Source organism: Campylobacter concisus (assembly GCF_003049085.1).
GTDB lineage: Bacteria > Campylobacterota > Campylobacteria > Campylobacterales > Campylobacteraceae > Campylobacter_A > Campylobacter_A concisus_H.
On the sequence record NZ_PIQX01000003.1, the window covers coordinates 123,899 to 144,152 of the forward strand.

A 20,254-nucleotide genomic window follows, 5' to 3' on the forward strand; every position below is an offset into this window, starting at 1 on the left:
TGAGCTTTGCGTGCAGAAAATTTTATAGCATTTTTTACGGTTTGTGGTTTTTTTGTAGGTATAGTTTTTACCTTGCTAAAGGTGAGTGAGCCTATCGAAATGCTTGTTTATACACTAGTTATTACTTTATTTTTTTATCTTATAATTCATATTGTTATCATGAACTACATCGATGTGAAAAGGGCTTTAACTAAAATTTTTGACAAACAAAAACACGAAGAGATCGCAGACTATCTCATCTCTGAGCTAAATACTAGAGAAAAGCGTATGGAAAATATTATGGTAAAAATGACTGCTGAAAATTTTGATTCTGGTAAACGAAATGCACGAGTTAAAGCAAAAGCAGCTTAACGCTTATAAAAACACGATAAAAAAAGAACAAGACGAGATTGTCTTAAAATACATGCCAGCACTGCGTGCAATGGCGTTTAGACTTAAAGAGAGGTTGCCATCAAGTATAGATACAAATGACCTAATAAGCATTGGTGTTGAAGAGATGATAAAACTTAGTAGGAAGTATGACAAGGAGCAAAATGACTCTTTTTGGGGTTATGGCAAAAAGAGAATTTATGGCTCTATGCTTGATTATCTAAGGACGCTTGATGTTGTTAGCAGAAGCGATAGAAAGCTGGTAAAGAGCATAAATAGCGAGATAGATAACTACTTTAATGAATTTGAAGAAGAGCCAAGCGATGAGTATTTGGCCGAAAAGCTTAATGAAGATATTGAGAAGATAAGAGAGGCAAGAGGCGTTAGCGGTATTATCACTATTTTGCCAATAGATGAGCAAATGGAGCTAATTGGTCAAAATGATGTCGAGAAAAGCATTGAGAGAGAGGATCTTATTTTAAAAATAGAAGAAGCTTTAAAAGATTTTGACGAAAGAGATCAGATGTTGGTTCAGCTTTATTATTATGAAGAGCTAAATTTAAAAGAGATAAGCCAGATCATGAATATCAGCGAGAGTAGAATTTCACAAATTCATAAACGTTTGCTTGATCGTATCAGGCGTAGCTTGGGGGTTTAATGGCTGATATTTTAAGTCAAGAAGAGATAGACGCGCTACTTGAAGTTGTTGATGAAGACGGCGATACGAGTAATATCGAGGTCGAAGAGAGATCGCAAGGCGAACAAAAACAGATTATTATTTATGATTTTAAGCGTCCAAACCGCGTTAGTAAAGAGCAACTCCGTGCGATAAAAGGCATTCATGATAAGCTTGCTAGAAATTTGGCTAGTCAAATTTCTAGTGTTATGAGAAGTATTGTCGAGATCAGACTTCACAGTGTTGATCAAATGACTTATGGCGAATTTTTGATGAGTTTGCCAAGTCCAACTAGTTTCAACGTCTTTTCTATAAAGCCGCTTGATGGAAACTGTGTTTTGGAGATAAATCCAAGTATTGCTTTTCCAATGATAGATCGTTTGCTTGGCGGAACTGGTGAAAATTTTGAGGCAAATAGAGAGCTAACCGACATTGAAGTAAATTTGCTTGATGCGGTGCTTAGAATGATCATGCAGCGTCTAAAAGAGAGCTGGTCGATGATAACTGATATGTATCCAAATGTGGAAGCCAAAGAGAGTAGCCCAAATGTCGTACAGATCGTCTCTCAAAATGAGATCGTCATCATGGTCGTTATGGAAATCATAGTTGGTGGCTCAAGCGGTATGATAAATTTATGCTATCCAGTCATCTATCTTGAACCGATACTCTCACGCCTTGCAAACAGGGACATTATGCTTGGTGAAACGAGTGCAAAAAAAAGTAGAAACAAAGAGCTAAAAACACTTATCGGACGAGCAGAAATTTTATATGAAGCCATACTTGGCAAATCGATCATCAGCGTAAATGAGTTTTTAAATTTAAAAGAAGGCGATATTTTAAGGCTTGATAGAGGAGCTGATGATAAGGCGATCGTTTGTATCGATAAAAAAGAAGTTTTCTTAGCTGAAGTTGGGCTTCATAGATTTAGAAAATCTATAAGGATTGAGCAGTTAATACGCTCTGATAAAGATGAAATCAAAAATATCTTAGAAAAATACGAAGAAGAGCGAAAAGCAAAGCTAATGGCGTATGAAGCTAATGAGCGCAAAATGGAAGAAGAAGAGGACGACGAAGATGATGAATGATTTTTTTAATATATTTTCTAACGAATTAAAAGCTACTATCGAAGGACTTACGGGCAGAGCTCCAGAGGTTGGTGAAAGAAATGAGTTTGACGCGCCAACGCAAAATGGCATAAAGCCTCCAGTAGTGATGGCCAATATCTCTTTAAGCGGCGACATCAATGCTAAAACAGAGATAGTATGCACTCCGGTTTTAATAAGTGCCATTAGCGAATGGATGATGGGCGAAGAGGAAATTTCAAAGAATGAAAATTTAGGCAGTGATGAGCTTGACGCCGCAAAAGAGATATTTTCAAACCTTTTTAGTGCTTTTAGTACATCCTTGGGCGCTCAAAAGGGCATGCCAAAGATAAATTTTGAAGTAATAAATGTAAATTTTTTAGATGAAAATTCTTCGCTTGATTTTAGTGTTTATGAAAAGCTATTTTTATTTAATGTCAAAATCGAAGATCTAAGTGAGCATATCGGTTTTGCTTGCGATCATTCGCTGATGAAATTTTTTGAGCCAACAAAGACCGAAGCACCAGCTGCACCAGCGAGCACTCCTCATGCAGCTAAGGGCGATTTTAGCGCTGAAGAGATGAGAAATATCGGACTTATAATGGATGTTAGGCTCCCTATTCGTGTTCGTATTGGATCAAAAAGAATGCTTTTAAAAGATGTGCTTACCATGGATATTGGCTCAGTTATCGAGCTAAATCAATTAGCAAACGATCCGCTTGAAATTTTGATCGGCGATAAGGTAATAGCTCTTGGCGAAGTTGTCATAATCGATGGAAACTTTGGCATCCAGATCACTCAGATAGGCTCAAAACGCGAGAGGCTCCAACAGTTAAAATAATGAATAATGAATTAGTTAGCGATCTTTTAAATTTTCCAAATGTCTTAAAATATAAAAATAAAAATGTTACCTTCTTTGGCTCGGCTAGATTTGATGAAGAAAATTTCTACTGCAAAAAGGCTTATGAACTAGCTTACAAACTAAACGAGCTAGGGTATGCCATCTTAACTGGTGGCGGAGACGGCATAATGAGAGCCGCAAACAAGGGCGCGTTTGATAGTGCAAAATCGCCAAGCATAGCCCTAAATGTGAGGCTTCCGTTTGAACAAAATACAAACCCTTACGTTACGGCAAAATACCTCTTTTCAAATTTAAGCCCAAGAAAATTTGCACTTACCGATCGTTCAGTCGCATTTGTCGTCTTTCCGGGTGGCTTTGGCACTCTTGATGAACTTTTTGAAATTTTAGTACTTGCTCAAGTTGGTAGTAAAAAAGTAAAAATTTTTCTTTTTGGGAGCGAGTTTTGGCAAGGGCTTGATGAATTTATAAAAAATACGCTAGTTAGCCAAAAAACAATAAAAAAAGAAGATATAAATTTATACAAAATCACCGATGATTTAGAGCTTATCGCAAACGAAATTTTGACTATTTAAAAATAAGATATAAAATATCCGCTTTTAAATTTCAAAGAGGTAAAAAATATGAAAATAATGGTCGCAATGAGCGGTGGTGTAGATAGCACTATGACGGCTAAATTTCTGCAAGAAGCTGGTCATGAAGTGCAAGGCTGCTATATGATGCTACATCAGAAGCCAGGATATCACGAAGAAAATATCAGAAAAGTAAAAAAAGTAGGCGAGTATCTTGGCATAAAGGTGCATATTTTGGATCTGCAGGATAAATTTAACGAGTTTGTCTATGATCCTTTTGTGAAGCTCTATAAAGAGGGCAAGACGCCAAATCCTTGTGCTTTGTGCAATAAATTTATAAAACTTGGTGCGCTGCTTGATTTTGCAAAGGCAAATGGCTGTGAGAAGCTTGCTACTGGGCATTATGTGCAAGTTATTGATGGATTTATCACATGTGCAAAAGATCCTAGCAAGGATCAAAGCTACTTTTTAGCTCAAGTGCCAAAAGAGATATTAAAAGATGTTATTTTCCCGCTTGGGGATAAATTTAAAAAAGATATAAAAGAGCTTGCAAGAAGTGTAAAAGTGCTTGAAGAATTTGCTACGCAGGCAGAAAGTAGTGAAATTTGCTTTGTGGAAGATACTTATATCGAGGTTTTAAATAAGCATTACAATACAAATTTACCAGGAAACGTAGTTGATAAAGATGGCAAAATAATCGGCCGCCACCAAGGCTATATGCACTATACTATCGGTAAGCGCCGCGGTTTTGAGGTTTTTGGCGCCCATGAGCCACACTTTGTTATAAAGATAAATGCCGATAAAAACGAGATCGTTGTAGGAACAAAAGATGACTTGGCTCAAAAGGTAGTCGAGCTTGAAAACGTAAATTTATTTATAGATAAAGATAAATTTGAGTGCGAAACCAAGATAAGATATAGAAGCCCTAAACTTGATGCTTTTGTTGAGGTTGATAAAGAGAATAAAACGGCAAAATTAACGCTAAATCAAAATGCACTTGGTGTGGCGCAAGGCCAGCTTTGTGTTATGTATGATGGCGATAAGGTTATTGCAAGTGGATTTATAAAAGGCTAGTTTTAGCCTTTTATAAAAATTTATTGGGCTCTGTACAATTTTTTATAAATTAAGCTAAAATTTATTGACAAAACATATCTTTTCGTCTATAATACGAGCTCTTTTCAAGTGTTCCGGATTAGCTCAGCGGTAGAGTAGGTGACTGTTAATCACTTGGTCGCTGGTTCGAACCCAGCATCCGGAGCCATTTATCTTCAAAAATCATTTTAAAATCCCGATTTTAACGATGTTTTAAGAACTTTAAGTTTTCTTAGTTTTATAAAATTTGTTCCCTATTTGTTCCCGAAATTTTTTAATATTCCAATTTCTCGCCATGTTTTCTAAGTCAATCTAAGATGCTTTATTTTTGTTTTTAAAAACAAGAAAACATTTTTTATCCTAAATTACTCTAAAATACCCTAAGGAATCATAGGGTATTAAAAATTTTTCAAAAACTATCCAAAAACTACTCAAAATAGCAAGAGTAAATGAAAAGTACATATAATTAGTTATATAAGAATAAGCATAAGTAGAAAATGGGATGCTTAACGAACTATATAACGATGTAGAGTACAAAACGCTTCTTGAGCGCATATCTAGCCAATATAAAGGAAAGGTAGTTCTAGACAGAAAGCAAACCGCAGGGGTTCTTGGCATCGGCGTATCTACTCTTGATCTTCGTATATCGCAGGGCAGAGATATTCCGCGTTATATAAAGATGGGAGATGCAAAGAATTCTCGCATAGCGTTTGCGATAACGGACATTGCGACTTATATTTTTCAAAAAAGGGTTAAAACATGCTCTTAATTTCTATAGTAGATAATAAAGAAAAGGACTAAAAATGAGTGATGCTCTTCAAATAGGCGGACACAGCCTAGTTCTTTGTGTAAGAAGCGAATTCTTGACGCTCAAAAAGGCTATTATAAGGTATGAGCACAATGTTAGAGAGGTTAAGCACGCCTCTAAGATCGGATATCTTAGAGGCAACAGCCGTAATAATAGATACATAGTGCTTAGCGAATATAACGATAACGGCAATATGCGAGAGATGCCTAATAGCGATAGGGAATTTAGCGATAGAAAGTATATAAAAGCACTCTTGAAAAAATACCACTAAAAAATGAAGGCCGACTACGAAGCCCAAACTAAAATCTATAAAAACGGCAAGGTGGTAAAGAATCGTTGGCGAGAAAATATGGTCGGGTTTTCCGAAATAGTCATAAGTTTCGGCACCGATCGGAATAAAGAATCCAAAGAAGAGCTAAATAAAACCGAAGTAAATTTTATCAACGCTCAGGTCTCGCTCGACAGAGTTAGAAGATTTGCAAACGATTATTGCGCTAAATACGGCGTTAAATGCCTGCTAATCGCTGAGCACAACGATGAGAAAACTAAGCATTATCAGCTTATTTTTACGAATTACCAATTTGAAAACCATAAAAATCTTAGGTTTAACGGCAAGGGCGAAACGCTAAAATTCGGCAGAAGTATGCAAGAAATGGGAGGGGCGGCGTTTAAGGGCATAGCATTGCGCGGCAAGCTAGGCTCTAAGATGAGGCATAAAAATATAAAACAAATGCACAAAACCGAAAAAGAGTATAGTAATGAGCAAAAGTTTAAAAATAAAATTAGACAATCCATAGTCGATGAAGCAAGAAAGTATATAAAAAAGAAAGAGTCTATGTTCGGCAAAGACTATTTGAGATTGGAAATCGAGGACGATAAGACTTTTATAACGAGTCTTACGAATTTAGTATTAGATCAAATGCAAAATAATATAAGTATAGTTACCGACGTAGAACTAAAACAAAGGGTTTACGAGCTAACGAATCAACTAATAAACAAGGGTGAGATAATTGCAAAAAATAACGAGCTGGATCAATCCAATGAAAATCTAATCCAAGAAAATAAAAATCTAAAAGAGATTAACGCGAACCTAAACAATCAAGACAATATTATAAAAGATAGGAATTTGCAAATAAGCAACCTCTCGGCCGAGCTAATCCAAAAAGAAGATGAAAACAATAAATTAAAAAGCCGATTAGAAAATATTGAAGCTGATATAGCGCAAATAGATAAACTAAAACAAAAAGCCGACCAAAGCGATGCCCTACAAAGCAAGCTCGAAGAAGCTAATACAGATCTAGAAAGCAAAGAAAAAACAAATCAGTCTTTGAAACAAAGAAACGAAGAGCTGGAGGCGTCGTTAAGTAACGAGAATGCCTTAAAGGAAGACAATGAAAGCAAGCTACTACAAATCGTTAAACTACAAACTTCTATAAATGGCAAAGTTCAAAGAATATCTGAGCTAGAAGAAGAAGTAAAAGTTAAAGACGAAATAGAAAGCTTTAAAACGAAGGTTATTAATTTTATCTCAAAAATAAGCAATTTAATACCGAATTTTAGTAAGCTACTGGATGATGAGCCTACAGAGATAAAAAATGAGATAAAAGGCAAAGCATACAGTAGGGATGGGATGGAGATATAAGCAAGTTATCGGCAGCAAGAAATCTTTAATAGATTATTATAGAGTAGTACCGGTAGGACAAATTTTATCAAAATGACTAATATGTGATTTTTGCTTTCAAAATACGATTTTAAAGGCAAATTTAGCCAAAAAAGGAATATTCTAAATTTACATATTACTTAAATAATTCTTAAAAAAATATACTAATTTTAAAACTAAATTTATATTTGCAGTTGTATAATAATCTCATAATTTTTAGTAATACCAGAAAGGAGCAAAAATGGAAGAGATCGTAAAGACCACCTGTCCATATTGCGGTACGGGCTGCGGCATCGATCTTATCGTGCGAAACGGTAGAATCATAGATGCCAAACCTAGCAAAGACCACCACGTAAACGATGGCGAGCTTTGCTTAAAAGGAATGTTCGGATGGGAGTTCGTAAACTCTCCTAAACGCTTAAGCCGACCGATGATTAGAAAGCTAAACGGCGTCTACGACAAGCACGGCGAGCTTGAAGAAGTGAGTTTTGAGGAGGTTTATGATTTCCTCGCGGATAAATTTAAATCCACCGTCGAAAAATACGGCCCAAGCTCGATCATGGGCTTTAGCTCCGCGCGCTCAAATAACGAAGACAACTACGTTTTCCAGAAATTTTTCCGCGCCCAGGGCAGTAACAACGTCGATCACTGCGCCCGTCTTTGACACGCTCCTACAGTGGCAGGTCTTGCCAGCACGCTAGGAAACGGAACGATGACGAACGATTTAGTTGAATTTGCGACCGATACGGACGTATTTTTACTCATCGGTACCAACACGAGCGAGTGTCACCCGATCATCGCTATGCAGATGCAGCGCGGCCTTCAGCGAGGTGCCAAGATGATCGTCGTAGATCCAAAGCGCACCGATATGGCCAAAAAAGCCGATATTTTCTTGCAAATCCCGATCGGAGCGAATATCAAAACGCTAAATACAATGATGCATGTCATAATCGCCGAAAATTTGCAAGATAGCGAATTTATCGAGAAATACTCCGAGGGATTTGAATATCTAAAAGAAGCGGTTAAGGACTTTACGCCTGAGCGTTTCGAGCGCGAAACCGGCATAAAAAAAGAGCTCATCATAGAGGCAGCTAGAATGTATGCTAAAGCAGGCGCGGCGGCGATTTGCTACACGATGGGTATCACGCAGTTTAGCGACGGCACGTCAAACGTATTTTCGCTATCAAATTTAGCCGTTTTAACCGGAAATTTAGGCAAAAAGGGTGCCGGCGTAAATCCTCTGCGCGGTCAAAACAACGTCCAAGGCGCATGCGACATGGGCGCGCTGCCTAACGTCATCCCGGCCGGCGCGGTAAATAGCCCTTATGCACAGGAGCAAGCGCGCAAAGTATGGCACTTTGAGCTAAATCCGGTTCCGGGCTTTAAGCTAACGCAAGCGCCGGATAAAATGGATAGCGGCGAGCTAAAAGTCCTCTACGTCTACGGCGAAAACCCCGTAATGAGCGACCCTTGGACCGAGCACTTCGCCCACGCCGTGCATCATCTAGACTGCTTTATAGTGCAGGATTTGTTTTTCACAGAAAGCGCGCACAAGGCCGACGTCGTATTACCTGCCGCTGGCTGGGGCGAAAAGGACGGAACGTTTATCAACACCTCTCGCCGCGTCCAACGCACGCGAAAGGCTAGCGAGCCTGTTAGCGGCGTGGAGCCTGACTGGAAAGTCGTTTGCAACATCGCAAACCGCATGGGACTAGAGGGATTTGACTTTGCGAGCCCTGAGCAAATTTGGAACGAGCTAAGGGAGCTCATGCCTAAATTTTTCGGCGGCATAAGCTATTATAGACTAGGCAAACTAGGCGGTATCAGCTGGCCGTGCCCAGACGAGGAACACCCTGGCACGCCGGTGCTTTACGCAGATCACAAGTCCATGCTGCCGGGCGGCAAATTCCGCTTCGCGCCGGTGCTTTACGTAGACGATAAAGAGGAGCGCGCAAAGGCTGAGGCCGAATTTAGAGCCAAGATGAATATCCCGGACGGCTATCCTGTCGGTAGCGGCGCGCTTAGCGAAGTGCCGGACGAGGTATATCCGTGCCTATTTACGACCGGACGCAAGGTCTATCATTACCACACCGGCACGATGACTAGAGAGTGTCCGGCTCTTGAATACGGCGCGGGCATCGAGGGCGCGCTCATAGAGGTGAGTCCCGATATCGCTCGCGAGAGGGAGCTAGAGGAGGGCTGCTACGCGCTCGTACAAAACAAACGCGGCCAGATCGCGGCAAAACTTCGCATAAATCCGGATCTAAAAGAAGGCACGATATTTACGACCTTCCACTACAGCGAGGCCGACGGTAACGAGCTAGCCAACGCGGGCGATCCCGATCCGCTCTCGGGCATCACGCCGCTAAAGATGACGATAGCAAACATCAGGCGTCTAAGCGAAGAGGAATTTATCAAATTTAGAGAGCAAAACGAGATGTCGATGCACTCGGCAAATCCGTATTTGTCGCCTGTTAGAGCGTAAATTTAGGGCGGGAGACCGCCCTTTTTTCTGCTAAAATTTATCCATTTTTATTTTAAATTTGCCTGCATTCAAATTTGACGAACTACCGCGTAAAATTTAATAAAGCTAAAGAAGTGTGAGTCAAATTTAACGAACTACCCATGTAAAATTTAATGAAATCAAAGAAGTGTGAGTCAAATTTGACGCAGCCAAACCGTGTCAAATTTGATGAGATTACTCGCCCCCGCAATCTCGGCAAGAGCGAGCTAAATTTTAAGATTTTATTTTAAGCCTATCGCCAGCATAGTAGGCGAGCTTCCAGGTCAGAGTTTGTTTTAGGTCTTTAAAGCCGTAGCCGCGAGCCTTGACTCTATCGCCGTAGATTTTTTCTATCATTGCCGATTCTCCTACTAGCAGCGCCTTTGTCGAGCACATCGCCGCACAAACCGGCACTTTGCCTTCGGAAATTCTATCCTGGCCGTACTCTTCGCGCTCGGCTTCGCTATTCGTCGGTAGCGGACCGCCTGCGCACATCGTGCACTTATCCATCGAACCTTTGGCGCCAAAAACTCCCTCGCGCGGGAACTGAGGCGCACCGAACGGACACGCGTATAGACAGTATCCGCAGCCGATGCAGATATCTTTGTCGTGTAGTACGATACCATCGCTCCTGATATAAAAGCAATCAACCGGGCAAACCAGCGAGCACGGCGCGTCCTCGCAGTGCATGCAGGCTATCGAGGTTGAAATTTCCTTACCTGGTACGCCTTCGTTTAGCGTGATGACGCGGCGGCGGCGGATGCCAAGAGGCAGCTCGTGAGCCTCGTCGCAAGCTACCGCACAGCCGTTACAGTCGATACATCTATCGTCGTCGCAGTAAAATTTAAGTCTATTGTTATCGTTAAATTCGCTCATTTTACGCCTTTTCTATGCGGCATAGACCGCTTTTGGTTTCGGGGATTTGAGTGACTATATCGTAGCCGTAGTTAGCGACGGTATTTGCGCTCTCGCCTACCGCATAAGGCTTGGTGTCTTCTGGGAAATTACCAGTCATATCGATGCCTTGCATGTATCCAGCCCAGTGAAACGGCAAGAATATAGTATCTAGTTTGACCGACGGTACGACTCTAGCTCGTACCTTGATTTTCGTGCCTTCAGGCGAATGAATCCATACGAAATCCCAGTTTTTAATGCCGTGTTTAGCCGCAAGCTCAGGATGGATATCCGCAAACATCTCAGGCGTGATACGCGATAGATACATACTAGCGCGCGTTTCCATGCCAGCACCGCTAAAGTTTACAAGGCGTCCCGTAGTCAAATTTATCGGGAATTCTTTCGAGAAGTCCTTACTTAGCTGCAAGCTCTTGTATTTCGTAAATACGCGGTAGTGATTCGGCTTATCCTCAAAGCTCGGATACTTCTGCGCAAGGTCTTGGCGAGGCGTATGTAGCGGCTCTCTGTGCTGCGGTATCTGATCGACGAAGGTCCAAACTACCGCTCTAGCTCTTGCGTTGCCGTACGGTGCAATACCCTTTTCCATACATTTTTCTGCGATTATACCGCTACCGTCCGTGGCCCAAGTAGCGCCCATTTTTTCGCGCTCTTCATCCGTTAGCTTGATGCCTAGTATCTTTTCTATGTTATCTTTTTTGATCTCCGGATATCCGCCGCTTTGCGCTCCGCCTACAGGCGCGCTACCGTCGCCAGCTAGCTGATTTACGCCGTTATGCTCTAGGCCGAAGCGGTTTCTAAAGCCCATACCGCCTTGCATTACCGGTCTACTTATATCGTATAAATTTGGACTGCCAGGGTGTTTTTCCGTCCAGCAAGGCCACGGCAAGCCGTAGTATTCGCCCGCTACCTCGGTGCCCTCTTTGCCCATTAGCGTTTTTTCGTCAAATTTATCCCAGTTAGCCTGATGGCGTTTTAGACGCTCCGGAGTCCAGCCGGTTAGACCGATGCTTTTTACGATACTAGCGATCTCGCGAGTGGCTGCTTCAGGCCACTCGATCTTGCCCTCGGAGTCTCTGATCGTGCGAGTTAGCTCGTCATAGTAGCCTAGCCTTTTGGCAAGCTCAAATAAAATTTCGTGATCTGGCATACTCTCAAACAGAGGCTCTACAACCTGGCTTCTCCACTGACCGCTACGGTTTGTCGCTACGACCGTGCCGCTGGTTTCAAACTGCGTCGCTGCAGGCAGTAGATAGACGCCGTCTTTTTTGTCTGTTATAACGCCGGCGTCGTTTACAAAAGGATCAAGCAACACCAAAAGCTCAAGGCCGTCAAGGCCCTCTTGTACTTTTGCTTGTTGTGCGGTAGAGGTGATGCCGTTGCCTATGACGATTAGGGCTTTTAGGCTATCGCCTGCGTTTTCAACCGGGTCATTGCCGTTTTTGCCGTCAAGTACGCCTGCCCACCAGCGAGCTAGGGTAAATCCCGGCTTAAACATCCATTCAGGTTTTATAAAGTTACCTTGCAACCACTCGTAGTCTACTTTCCACATTTTAGCGAAGTATTTCCACGTGGCTTCGTTTTTAGCGTAGTATCCAGGCAGGCTATCTGGCGCGTTTGCCATATCGCTGGCGCCTTGGACGTTGTCGTGACCGCGCAGGATGTTGCAGCCGCCGCCTGATACGCCCATATTTCCCAGTACTAGTTGCAGGATCGGAGCGATACGAGTGTTTGAGCTGCCTATGGTGTGCTGAGTTAGACCCATCGCCCAAACGACCGATCCAGGGCGGTTTTTAGCGTAAACTTCCGTTATCTCTTTTAGCGTCGCAGCCGGTACTCCGGTTACGTCTTCGACCACTTCTGGCGTCCACTTTGCAGCCTCTTTGCGGATCTCGTCGATGCCGTACGTGCGGTCATCTATAAATTTCTTATCTTCCCAACCGTTTTCAAAGATGAGATTCATCATGCCATACATGAAAGGTATGTCCGTGCCCGGGCGAATTTGAGCAAAATAATCAGCCTTTGCAGCAGTTCTCGTGTATCTTGGATCGACAACGATCAGCTTTGCGCCGTTATTTTCCTTCGCTTTTAGAAAATGCCTAAATCCCACCGGGTGGTTTACAGCCGGATTTGCGCCGATTATAAAGATAGACTTCGCGTTTTGGATATCTCCAAGGTGATTAGTCATAGCTCCATAACCCCACGTATTCGCCACACCGGCGACTGTTGCGCTATGTCAAATTCTAGCTTGGTGATCTAGGTTGTTTGTCCCAAACATCGCGGAAAATTTGCTGATGTAGTAGCTTTGTTCGTTGCAATCTTTTGCAGAGCCTAGAAACATCACTTGTTCAGGGTTTTTCTCGCGATACGCTTTTAATTTGGCGCCGATCTCGTCAAGCGCGTCTTTGTAGCTGATGCGTTTCCATTTGCCGCCTACTTTTTTCATCGGGTATTTCACGCGGCAGTGAGAGCGCACCATATCGATGACGTCGCTGCCCTTACAGCAGTGGCCGCCCGCGCTTACCGGGTGATCTTGGGCTACTTCTTGGCGTACCCAAACGCCGTTTTCTACCTCGGCGCGCACTCCGCATCCAACGGAGCAAACCGTACAAACGGTTTTTACGATTTTAGAGTTTGGAAACGGATTTGCCATTTCTTCTTTTGTGGCGCTTCTAGTTACACCGCTAGCAGCCAGCCCGCTCATGCCGCCCGCTACGCCTGCTAGCGCGGCCATTTTTAAAAACGATCTTCGCCCGACTGCGTTTGAGTGGGGCATAAGACGTAAATTTGCCTCAGACATATTCATCCTTTCTTAAATTTTATTTATTTCGCTTGTTCGTAGTATAGATCCCAGTTTTTGCTTCTTTTATAAAGCACTTCGGTCTTTTTGCTTTTACCGTATTTTAGGTTTGACACCGCTGCCGTTGCTACTCCGGCCGTAGCCGCTGCCGCGCCGACTAGCCCCGCCTTTTTTAAAAATTCTCGCCTATTTTTTTGCATTTTCTTCCTCCATAGCTTTTATCTTTCTCACTCGGTTTTTTTGTCTTCTTATGGCCTCAGATCTTGAAACTCCGTCCAAAGTCTTTTTGTTTTTGCCTTGATTTATAGGACGCGGCGCGCTTAAAACTACGCGCTCAAACTCTATAAATCCTTGCAAAAGCACTGCGACGTCTTTATAAATTTCGCTGCTTTCGTGGTTAAAAAGATCATTTATAAACTCGTCGATGTTTGGGTTTATGATCTCTTTAAAAAGCTGCTCCTCAAGCTCGCCATATAGCTCCTGCTCGCTCTCTCGCGCGATAAATTCGCTCATCAGCGCAAACACGAAGCCCACGTTGTCTTCGTTTTCTTTAAATTTAGCCTCGTCGCGCCTAATGTCTGTGCGGGCTAAAATTTTACGCACTTTTGTGCAGGCGTGTCCGACTTCGTAGCCCTCGTCGTAGTAGGACAGCGAGTTTCTAAGCGGACTTGGCAGAGCGTGGAAAATTTCATCGAATTCATCCGCTAAATTTTGCGAATTTTTCTCGTCGAATTTTGCCTGTATGCGCATTATCGCGTCGGCCGATTCCTCGTTTAGAGCGTGCGCCGAGGCAAGGCCTAGCATCGCGTTTACGCCGCTAAATCTATCGGCTTCTTGGCTAAAAACGAAAAAACGCGAAAATAGCGAGTAGTAAAGCCCACGTCCCGCCGCAAATTCGCCCTTGCTAGTCATCGCCTTCCTTTATCATTTTTGTCTATTTTTTGAGATTTTTCTCGATTGTAAAACTATACTACTTTTTGGCTTATTTCTTATACTTAAAAAAAAATAAATTAAAAAAATTAATATACGCTTAAATGTGCCTTAATTGCATATTACTTGTAGCGAATTTTAAGGGATAAAAGAAATATGAAATTTACGCATATATCTTACATTTACGCTTCATTTTGATATTTACTTTTAACTCGGCTATTTTAACGGGCGTTAAACGAGTCTAAATTTAAAATTTGAAGCGAAATTTGCAAAATTTCAGGGCTCACTCAAGCCCCAAAAACGCTTCCTCGTCAAATTTAAAATAAATATTTTCGCCGACTCTAAAATTTTGCGAATTCGCCGCCAGCGTTTTAATCAAAAAGTCGCCGACTTTGATTTTCACCAAAAGCTCTTTGCCAAGATAGAGCGAAACCGAGTGCAAGATACCGCCCAAATACCCATCTATCGGCGTTTTGCTTAGCGTTATTTTGCTTGGATTTACGGCGATCTTTACGGCGTTACGTAAATTTTGCGGCAAATTTACGCTCGCATTTTCGTCAAATTTTAAAACCCCGCCCTGCGCGTCGAAAATATTTTTGTATTCGAATTCGCACACGCGCCCCTTGTGCAAAAAGACGTTTTCTTCGGCGACCGCGCTTAGCCATTTATCATCGTGGCTAGCGATCACAAAGCCGCAGCCGTATCTTTGCCGCATGTAAAGCACGGCCTTGCCAAAAAGCTTTGAAGTGCCCGCGTCCACGCTATTTGTCGGCTCGTCAAGCAGATAAAGCCGCGATCTAAGCGCCAAATTTAACGCAAAGCTAACGCGCTGCGTCTGTCCCGAGCTTAGCTCAAAGTGGCGCTTGTTTAAAAAGCTCTCGTTAAGCCCGACCAAATTTAACGTCTCGCTCGCTCGCTCGTCAAATTCTCCCAGTACTCCGCGGCTTTTTAAAACGGCTCTAAAATTTTCCCTCACGGAGCGTTTTAAAAGCGCGGGCTCTGGTAACAAAACGCTAACGTCGCGCAGTAAATTTAGACTCGGCGCGCTGCTCCCCCACAGCCGCACCTCGCCGCTAGTTGGCTTTTGTAAAAACGACATCACTCGCATTAGCGTGCTTTTGCCGCTGCCGTTGCTGCCAGTTAGCGCGGTGATTTTGCTAACGTCGATATCAAGGCGCGGGATGTTTAAAATCTCGCTCGCGCCGTAGTTTAGGCGTAAATTTCTAACGTTTATCACTTTGCGCCTTTCTCGTTAAATTTGCGCAAAGGCTCAAATTTGACGCGCCTAGCCCGCTTTTTGCGAGCGTAAATTTTCTAAATTTATAAAATTTCATTTATCCAGCCTTTTTAGCGCGTGTATCGTCAAATTTACGGCAAACGCGATAAAGATAAGCACCAAAGCCAGCGCTATACCCATCGCAAACTCGCCCTTATTCGTCTCCAGCGACACCGCAGTCGTGATCGTGCGGGTAAAATATTTGATATTTCCGCCGATCATCATCGCCACGCCGACCTCGGCCACGATACGCCCGTACGCCGTCGCTACGACCACCATCAGAGCATACCTCAGCTCGTACAGCACGCAGCCCACTAGCCGCGGCGCGCTCAGGCGTAAATTTAGGATGGTTAGATAGTGTTTTTTGTCCATATTTTCCACGACGCTAGCGCTTAGCGAGATGATGATAGGTAGTGCTAGCACAAACTGCCCCAGCATCACGGCCTTTAGCGTAAAAAGCAGCCCAAACTCGCCAAACGGGCCGTTTCGCGTGATAAATGCATACAAAATAAGTCCGATCGCAACGGTGGGCATCGCAAGCGCCGTATCGCTGAGCAGTCTCAAAATCCTGCGCCCTTTAAAATCGTAAAATCCCAGCGTAAAGCCTAGCGGAAAACCGACTAAAATCGTAAAAAATATCGAAACGCTCGAAGTGTAAAGCGTCGCCCTGATCGCCGAATACGTCTCCTCATCGCCGCTAAAAAGCAGCCTAAAGGCCTCCAAAAATCCGTTTAATAAAAAATCCAAATATTCTTTCTCCGCATATTTCTAAGGTTAATTTAATGTGCTATAATAGCATACTTTTAAAAAAGGAGAAAAATGAAAAAAGTAATATTAGGCTCGCTAATCGCGAGCGTTTTGGCGTTTGCGGGCGATAGCGAACTCATTATGGCTACCACCACCAGCACCGATAACACGGGGCTACTAGACGCGATCTACCCTGCGTATAAGGCAAAAACCGGCGTCGATATCAAATGGACGGCGGTAGGCACCGGAGCGGCCTTGAAACTCGGCGAAAACTGCGATGCGGACATACTTTTCGTGCATTCGCCAAAAGTCGAGAAAGAATTCGTAGAAAAGGGCTTTGGCGTCGAGAGAAAAGCCGTAATGTACAATGACTTCGTCGTTATCGCCGATAAATCGATCGCCGATAAATTTAAAGGCAAAGACATAAAAGAGAGCTTTGAGCTAATCAAAAAAGAGAATATCAAATTTTTCTCTCGCGGCGATAAATCAGGCACCGACAACAAAGAAAAAGGTATCTGGAAAAAAATCGTTGGCGAAGTACCTGAAAAAGACAGTTGGTACATGCAAACCGGCCAAGGCATGCTAGCTACTATCAACGCGGCAGCCGAGCAAAAGGGCGTGACGTTCACCGACCGCGGCACCTACATCAAGTACGAGGACACCAAAAAAGGCGCGCCTGAGATGGTCATCATCAACGAGGGCGACAACGACCTAAAGAACTTCTACTCGCTAATCGCGGTAAATCCGAAGCACTGCGCTAAGGCCGACATCGAAAACGCAAATAAATTTATAGAGTGGGCGACGAGCGAAGAGGGTCAGAAATTTATCGGCGACTTTAAGCTGCTAGATAAGCCGCTTTTCACGCCTGACGCGAATACCCGCAAGAACTAATTTTATTTACGCGCAAATTTGGGTTAAATTTAGAGCTTAAATTTGCGTGATTCGGGCGCGCTTTGCGCCCTTTTTTATAAATCAAAATCTATTTTACCTCTTATTCAAATTTAAACTCACCGACGTTATTTTTAAATATTTTAAAACACTTATTACTAACCACCTCGTCTTTAGTATATGCTTGATATAATTTTAGTAATTCTAAAGTCGTTATTATTAATATACCTTCACTTTTTGCATAACTTATTTGATTGGCATGTATCGGCTCTCTTTTGCTAGGATCTATGTCGCGTTGAGGATTAATTATCAGTAGGCCCTTTACGTTATTTGGAGACATAGTATCTTCAGCTATTAAAAAATCAGTTACATGTTTCTTGCATTGTGCTATATTGCTATTTTTAACGTTTGTGTTTATCCCTTTTATCTCTACTATAAAGTTAATATCTCTAAATTTGAATCTAAAATCTTCTTTTTTTACATCTATAAAATGGCTATCTGTTAGTTTAAAAATATCTACTAAAATTTCCTTCACTACACCAACCAGCTCATCTCCTGTTGAATATAGGATTGATTTAAATCTATTATTTTTAGATATTTCTTTTTCTAATACATCAAGTTGTTTTAATATTTCATCTTTTTCACTCAAATAACTTATATTACTAAAATGCTCTATATTGTTTATCCATTCCGGAGCTACAGACTTCTGATATTTAGACAATATAAAATAAAGAACCGCGCGAGCCGCATTATTGTCTTTTATGTCTAGTGTTGTTATATATACGCCATTAATCTCCAATATAACATTTTTTCCGCCGTTTGATTTTTTTAACGATCTGTGTATAGACTCATCAAAAACAAAATCAGATAAGAATGTGTAATCATCTATTTTAGTTACACTTCTTTCATATCTGATAGTTGGAAAATTACGTATCATTGGCGATAAAGAATCCGGAAAATATTGGATTATACTAGATATTTTTATATTGGAAATACTTATTGTCCAGCCATCGCCACCAATTTCTTCTGTCGTTATATTTTGTGGCATTATTATCAAAGTATTACTTTTTTTAGTTTCCTTAAGTATTTCTGATAATAAGCTAGCAAATCCTTTAATGTCCAAACATATACTTTTATTTTTATCAAATTTCCAGAGCTGACCATCGTTAAAATCTACTATATTATAATCAAATTCATCAAAACTTCTCGGCTCGCTTATTTTGCTTATACAAAAATTCTTATCTCTCAAAAAGCAAGTGCGTTGAGTTAGTACTTGAATATTCATTTTTTACTCCAGGTGGTTTATATTACTCGCATAAATCTAACTTTTACATAGTGAATTTTATTTTTTGCGCTTAGAAAATTTTCCCGCCGAACATCTCATACATCGCCTTTTCCTCGCCCCAAAGCTCGCGGTGTTTTTTGATGCAGGATTTTATCGCGTCCACGAGATAGAGCACGTCGCGCTCGGTGTGCGTGTAGTGCAGGCTCACGCGCACGAAGCCGGGCTTACTTTCTGGCATGCGCCCCTCCTTGATACCCAGCAGATCGTGAGCATACGGGCCCGCGCACATCACGCCCGCGCGCGTCTGGATACCGAAGTCGTTGCTAAGGCTCGCGGCGAAATCATACGCCGAGACGCCGCGCACGTTAAAGGAAATTATCGGCAGCCGCGGCGCGCCCTTTGGAGCGTAGTTTATGATCTCGTCAATGCCTGCTAGCTCGCTCTCAAAAAGCCGCGCTAGCTCGTCCTCGGCTCTTTTTATTTGTTCGAAGCCCACCTCGTTTCGCAGTGCGTAGGCCAAATTTGCGCGCATAAGCCCGATGATAGGCGGCGTACCGCCTTCTTCTAGTTGCTCGGGATTTTTCAAAAATACGTGTCCTTCGCGGCTAGCGTAAGCGACCGTCCCGCCCGCGGCAAACGTCGGCACGTCGCTACCGAGCAGCTCCTTTTTGATCGCCAAAAGCCCGCAGCTTGCAGGTCCGCCGAGTAACTTATGCGGCGAGAGGAAAATCGCGTCGAAGTAATCGCAATCTAAATTTGCGTGCGAGCTCAGCGCTGCGCAGTCAAAGGCGACGATGCCGCCTGCGGCTCTGATTAGCTCGCTGATCTTTTTGCAGTCGCTAACGACGCCCGTAACGTTTGAGGCGGCGCTAAACGAGCCGATGATGCGGCGTCCCGCATTAAGCTTTAGGATGCGCTCAAGTGCGAGCAGATCGATCTCGCCAGACTCGCTAAGCGGCACGCGCAGGTAGTCGCAAAGCCCCTCGCGAAAGCTAAGTTCGTTTGAGTGGTGTTCGTAGGGCGAAACGAGCACGAGCGGAAGCTGCGCGGCGCGTAAATTTGCCTCGCCGATCGCGCTTGCGGTCGCAGGCGGCAGGTAAATGCCTAGTAGCTCCTGAAATTTCTTGATCGCGGCCGTCGCGCCCTGCCCGCAAGCGATGAGATAAAACCGCTCGTCAAGCCCAAGTAGCTTTTTTAGGCTCTCGCGCGCGCCCTCGTAGCGCCGCTGCGTGATGATGGCGCTAGAGCTACTGTCGGAGTGGGTGTTGGCGTAGGTTTTGAGAGCGTCTGCTATCTCGCGCTCTACGGGCTCATAGGCAAGCCCCGAAGCGGTGTAGTCAAAATAATGCACGTCACGCTTTAAGATGATATTTTTTCGTATTTCGTCTAAATTTGCCATTTTTACTCTTTAAATTTGATGCGGTAATTATATTAAATTTTCGCAAATTTGGGGCTTTTGCGGTGGAAATGATTTAGTAAATTTGGAGATTAAATTTGAGCAAGCTAAATTTAACCGCAAAGCGGCAAATTTAACTTGATAGAGCACAGAAGCGCGAGCCACAGAGGCTCACGACCATTTTATTATTTGTTTATAAAATTTTTCTCTAGCCACTCGATAGCTTTTGCCTCAGTTTCGAAGCGTCCGCTTTTAGCGACTTGATTTTGCCCCTCGTAGAAGCGAATCCTGATACCGTCTTGGACGCTATCTACCTTTATTCTAGTGATCTTGTCTTTGTTTAGATAGACTCTATCGTTTAGTTTTACGTACATTTTTCTCCCTTAAATTTGATGTGGT

The 20,254-nt window shown here is 42.7% G+C and carries 20 protein-coding genes and 1 tRNA gene; 12 read left to right on the forward strand and 9 right to left on the reverse strand.

What is annotated here, in order from left to right; all coding sequences use genetic code 11:
- Nucleotides 1-6 precede the first annotated feature (6 nt).
- From CVT13_RS04565 to CVT13_RS10650, 11 genes are all read left to right on the forward strand, one after another.
- Nucleotides 7-351 carry a hypothetical protein gene (locus CVT13_RS04565; protein WP_021090750.1) on the forward strand — a complete coding sequence of 115 codons (345 nt, stop codon included), beginning with the start codon at nucleotides 7-9 and terminating at the stop codon, nucleotides 349-351.
- On the forward strand, nucleotides 323-1,027 hold the full coding sequence (locus CVT13_RS04570; protein WP_021090868.1) for an RNA polymerase sigma factor FliA: 705 nt from the start codon (nucleotides 323-325) through the stop codon (nucleotides 1,025-1,027). Before CVT13_RS04565 ends, CVT13_RS04570 begins: the two co-directional genes overlap by 29 nt.
- Complete coding sequence (gene fliM, locus CVT13_RS04575) at nucleotides 1,027-2,130, forward strand: flagellar motor switch protein FliM (protein WP_054196277.1); 1,104 nt, start codon at nucleotides 1,027-1,029, stop codon at nucleotides 2,128-2,130. Before CVT13_RS04570 ends, fliM begins: the two co-directional genes overlap by 1 nt.
- Nucleotides 2,120-2,968 carry a flagellar motor switch protein FliY gene (gene fliY, locus CVT13_RS04580; RefSeq protein WP_084109271.1) on the forward strand — a complete coding sequence of 283 codons (849 nt, stop codon included), beginning with the start codon at nucleotides 2,120-2,122 and terminating at the stop codon, nucleotides 2,966-2,968. The genes fliM and fliY overlap by 11 nt, the downstream gene beginning before the upstream one ends.
- Nucleotides 2,968-3,561, forward strand: coding sequence for a TIGR00730 family Rossman fold protein (locus tag CVT13_RS04585; RefSeq protein ID WP_084040958.1), 594 nt, complete (start codon nucleotides 2,968-2,970; stop codon nucleotides 3,559-3,561). The genes fliY and CVT13_RS04585 overlap by 1 nt, the downstream gene beginning before the upstream one ends.
- A 48-nt stretch (nucleotides 3,562-3,609) precedes the next feature.
- Nucleotides 3,610-4,632 carry a tRNA 2-thiouridine(34) synthase MnmA gene (gene mnmA, locus CVT13_RS04590; RefSeq protein WP_087576724.1) on the forward strand — a complete coding sequence of 341 codons (1,023 nt, stop codon included), beginning with the start codon at nucleotides 3,610-3,612 and terminating at the stop codon, nucleotides 4,630-4,632.
- Between the two features lie 112 nt (nucleotides 4,633-4,744).
- Nucleotides 4,745-4,819: transfer RNA gene (locus CVT13_RS04595), tRNA-Asn, on the forward strand.
- Between the two features lie 333 nt (nucleotides 4,820-5,152).
- Entirely contained in the window at nucleotides 5,153-5,419 is a 267-nt protein-coding gene (locus tag CVT13_RS04600) for a helix-turn-helix transcriptional regulator (RefSeq protein ID WP_107811769.1), read from the forward strand.
- 34 nt (nucleotides 5,420-5,453) lie between these two features.
- Nucleotides 5,454-5,729, forward strand: a complete 276-nt coding sequence (locus CVT13_RS10395) for a hypothetical protein (protein ID WP_234411971.1) — start codon at nucleotides 5,454-5,456, stop codon at nucleotides 5,727-5,729.
- Between the two features lie 51 nt (nucleotides 5,730-5,780).
- Entirely contained in the window at nucleotides 5,781-7,100 is a 1,320-nt protein-coding gene (locus CVT13_RS04605; protein ID WP_234411972.1) for a hypothetical protein, read from the forward strand.
- Between the two features lie 259 nt (nucleotides 7,101-7,359).
- Nucleotides 7,360-9,603, forward strand: coding sequence for a molybdopterin oxidoreductase family protein (locus CVT13_RS10650; RefSeq protein WP_413784298.1), 2,244 nt, complete (start codon nucleotides 7,360-7,362; stop codon nucleotides 9,601-9,603).
- A gap of 252 nt (nucleotides 9,604-9,855) precedes the next feature.
- Here CVT13_RS10650 and fdh3B read toward each other — a convergent pair whose 3' ends face one another.
- From fdh3B to tupB, 6 genes are all read right to left on the reverse strand, one after another.
- Nucleotides 9,856-10,497 (reverse strand): formate dehydrogenase FDH3 subunit beta, encoded by a 642-nt coding sequence (fdh3B, locus tag CVT13_RS04620; RefSeq protein ID WP_084040953.1) that lies wholly within the window; start codon nucleotides 10,495-10,497, stop codon nucleotides 9,856-9,858.
- Nucleotide 10,498: 1 nt separating this feature from the next.
- Complete coding sequence (locus tag CVT13_RS04625; protein WP_107811855.1) at nucleotides 10,499-13,309, reverse strand: molybdopterin-dependent oxidoreductase; 2,811 nt, start codon at nucleotides 13,307-13,309, stop codon at nucleotides 10,499-10,501.
- Between the two features lie 47 nt (nucleotides 13,310-13,356).
- Nucleotides 13,357-13,533, reverse strand: coding sequence for a twin-arginine translocation signal domain-containing protein (locus CVT13_RS04630; RefSeq protein WP_107811772.1), 177 nt, complete (start codon nucleotides 13,531-13,533; stop codon nucleotides 13,357-13,359).
- Nucleotides 13,520-14,245, reverse strand: coding sequence for a molecular chaperone (locus CVT13_RS04635; protein ID WP_107811773.1), 726 nt, complete (start codon nucleotides 14,243-14,245; stop codon nucleotides 13,520-13,522). Before CVT13_RS04635 ends, CVT13_RS04630 begins: the two co-directional genes overlap by 14 nt.
- A gap of 301 nt (nucleotides 14,246-14,546) precedes the next feature.
- Nucleotides 14,547-15,500 (reverse strand): tungstate ABC transporter ATP-binding protein TupC, encoded by a 954-nt coding sequence (tupC, locus tag CVT13_RS04640; RefSeq protein ID WP_107811774.1) that lies wholly within the window; start codon nucleotides 15,498-15,500, stop codon nucleotides 14,547-14,549.
- A gap of 93 nt (nucleotides 15,501-15,593) precedes the next feature.
- A complete protein-coding gene (tupB, locus tag CVT13_RS04645; RefSeq protein WP_107788234.1) occupies nucleotides 15,594-16,286 on the reverse strand; it encodes a tungstate ABC transporter permease TupB in 693 nt (230 codons plus the stop codon).
- Nucleotides 16,287-16,358: 72 nt separating this feature from the next.
- On the opposite strand from tupB, the gene tupA reads away from it, so the two are divergent.
- Entirely contained in the window at nucleotides 16,359-17,177 is an 819-nt protein-coding gene (tupA, locus tag CVT13_RS04650; RefSeq protein WP_103600293.1) for a tungstate ABC transporter substrate-binding protein TupA, read from the forward strand.
- Between the two features lie 100 nt (nucleotides 17,178-17,277).
- On the opposite strand, the gene CVT13_RS04655 is transcribed toward tupA, so the two are convergent.
- The 3 genes from CVT13_RS04655 to CVT13_RS04665 form a co-directional block, all read right to left on the reverse strand.
- Nucleotides 17,278-18,459 (reverse strand): hypothetical protein, encoded by a 1,182-nt coding sequence (locus tag CVT13_RS04655; protein WP_107811775.1) that lies wholly within the window; start codon nucleotides 18,457-18,459, stop codon nucleotides 17,278-17,280.
- A 70-nt stretch (nucleotides 18,460-18,529) separates the two neighbouring features.
- Entirely contained in the window at nucleotides 18,530-19,858 is a 1,329-nt protein-coding gene (locus CVT13_RS04660; RefSeq protein ID WP_107811776.1) for an aminotransferase class V-fold PLP-dependent enzyme, read from the reverse strand.
- 182 nt (nucleotides 19,859-20,040) lie between these two features.
- Nucleotides 20,041-20,229, reverse strand: a complete 189-nt coding sequence (locus CVT13_RS04665; RefSeq protein WP_002951016.1) for a hypothetical protein — start codon at nucleotides 20,227-20,229, stop codon at nucleotides 20,041-20,043.
- Nucleotides 20,230-20,254 lie beyond the last annotated feature (25 nt).

Excerpts from the sequence above, each read along its gene's own strand:
- CVT13_RS04570 (WP_021090868.1), top strand. The coding sequence starts at position 323 with ATGCACGAGTTAAAGCAAAAGCAGCTTAACGCTTATAAAAACACGATA.
- fliM (WP_054196277.1), top strand. The coding sequence starts at position 1,027 with ATGGCTGATATTTTAAGTCAAGAAGAGATAGACGCGCTACTTGAAGTT.
- fliY (WP_084109271.1), top strand. The coding sequence starts at position 2,120 with ATGATGAATGATTTTTTTAATATATTTTCTAACGAATTAAAAGCTACT.
- CVT13_RS04585 (WP_084040958.1), top strand. The coding sequence starts at position 2,968 with ATGAATAATGAATTAGTTAGCGATCTTTTAAATTTTCCAAATGTCTTA.
- mnmA (WP_087576724.1), top strand. The coding sequence starts at position 3,610 with ATGAAAATAATGGTCGCAATGAGCGGTGGTGTAGATAGCACTATGACG.
- CVT13_RS04600 (WP_107811769.1), top strand. The coding sequence starts at position 5,153 with ATGCTTAACGAACTATATAACGATGTAGAGTACAAAACGCTTCTTGAG.
- CVT13_RS10395 (WP_234411971.1), top strand. The coding sequence starts at position 5,454 with ATGAGTGATGCTCTTCAAATAGGCGGACACAGCCTAGTTCTTTGTGTA.
- fdh3B (WP_084040953.1), bottom strand. The coding sequence starts at position 10,497 with ATGAGCGAATTTAACGATAACAATAGACTTAAATTTTACTGCGACGAC.
- CVT13_RS04630 (WP_107811772.1), bottom strand. The coding sequence starts at position 13,533 with ATGCAAAAAAATAGGCGAGAATTTTTAAAAAAGGCGGGGCTAGTCGGC.
- CVT13_RS04635 (WP_107811773.1), bottom strand. The coding sequence starts at position 14,245 with ATGACTAGCAAGGGCGAATTTGCGGCGGGACGTGGGCTTTACTACTCG.
- tupA (WP_103600293.1), top strand. The coding sequence starts at position 16,359 with ATGAAAAAAGTAATATTAGGCTCGCTAATCGCGAGCGTTTTGGCGTTT.
- CVT13_RS04655 (WP_107811775.1), bottom strand. The coding sequence starts at position 18,459 with ATGAATATTCAAGTACTAACTCAACGCACTTGCTTTTTGAGAGATAAG.
- CVT13_RS04660 (WP_107811776.1), bottom strand. The coding sequence starts at position 19,858 with ATGGCAAATTTAGACGAAATACGAAAAAATATCATCTTAAAGCGTGAC.
- CVT13_RS04665 (WP_002951016.1), bottom strand. The coding sequence starts at position 20,229 with ATGTACGTAAAACTAAACGATAGAGTCTATCTAAACAAAGACAAGATC.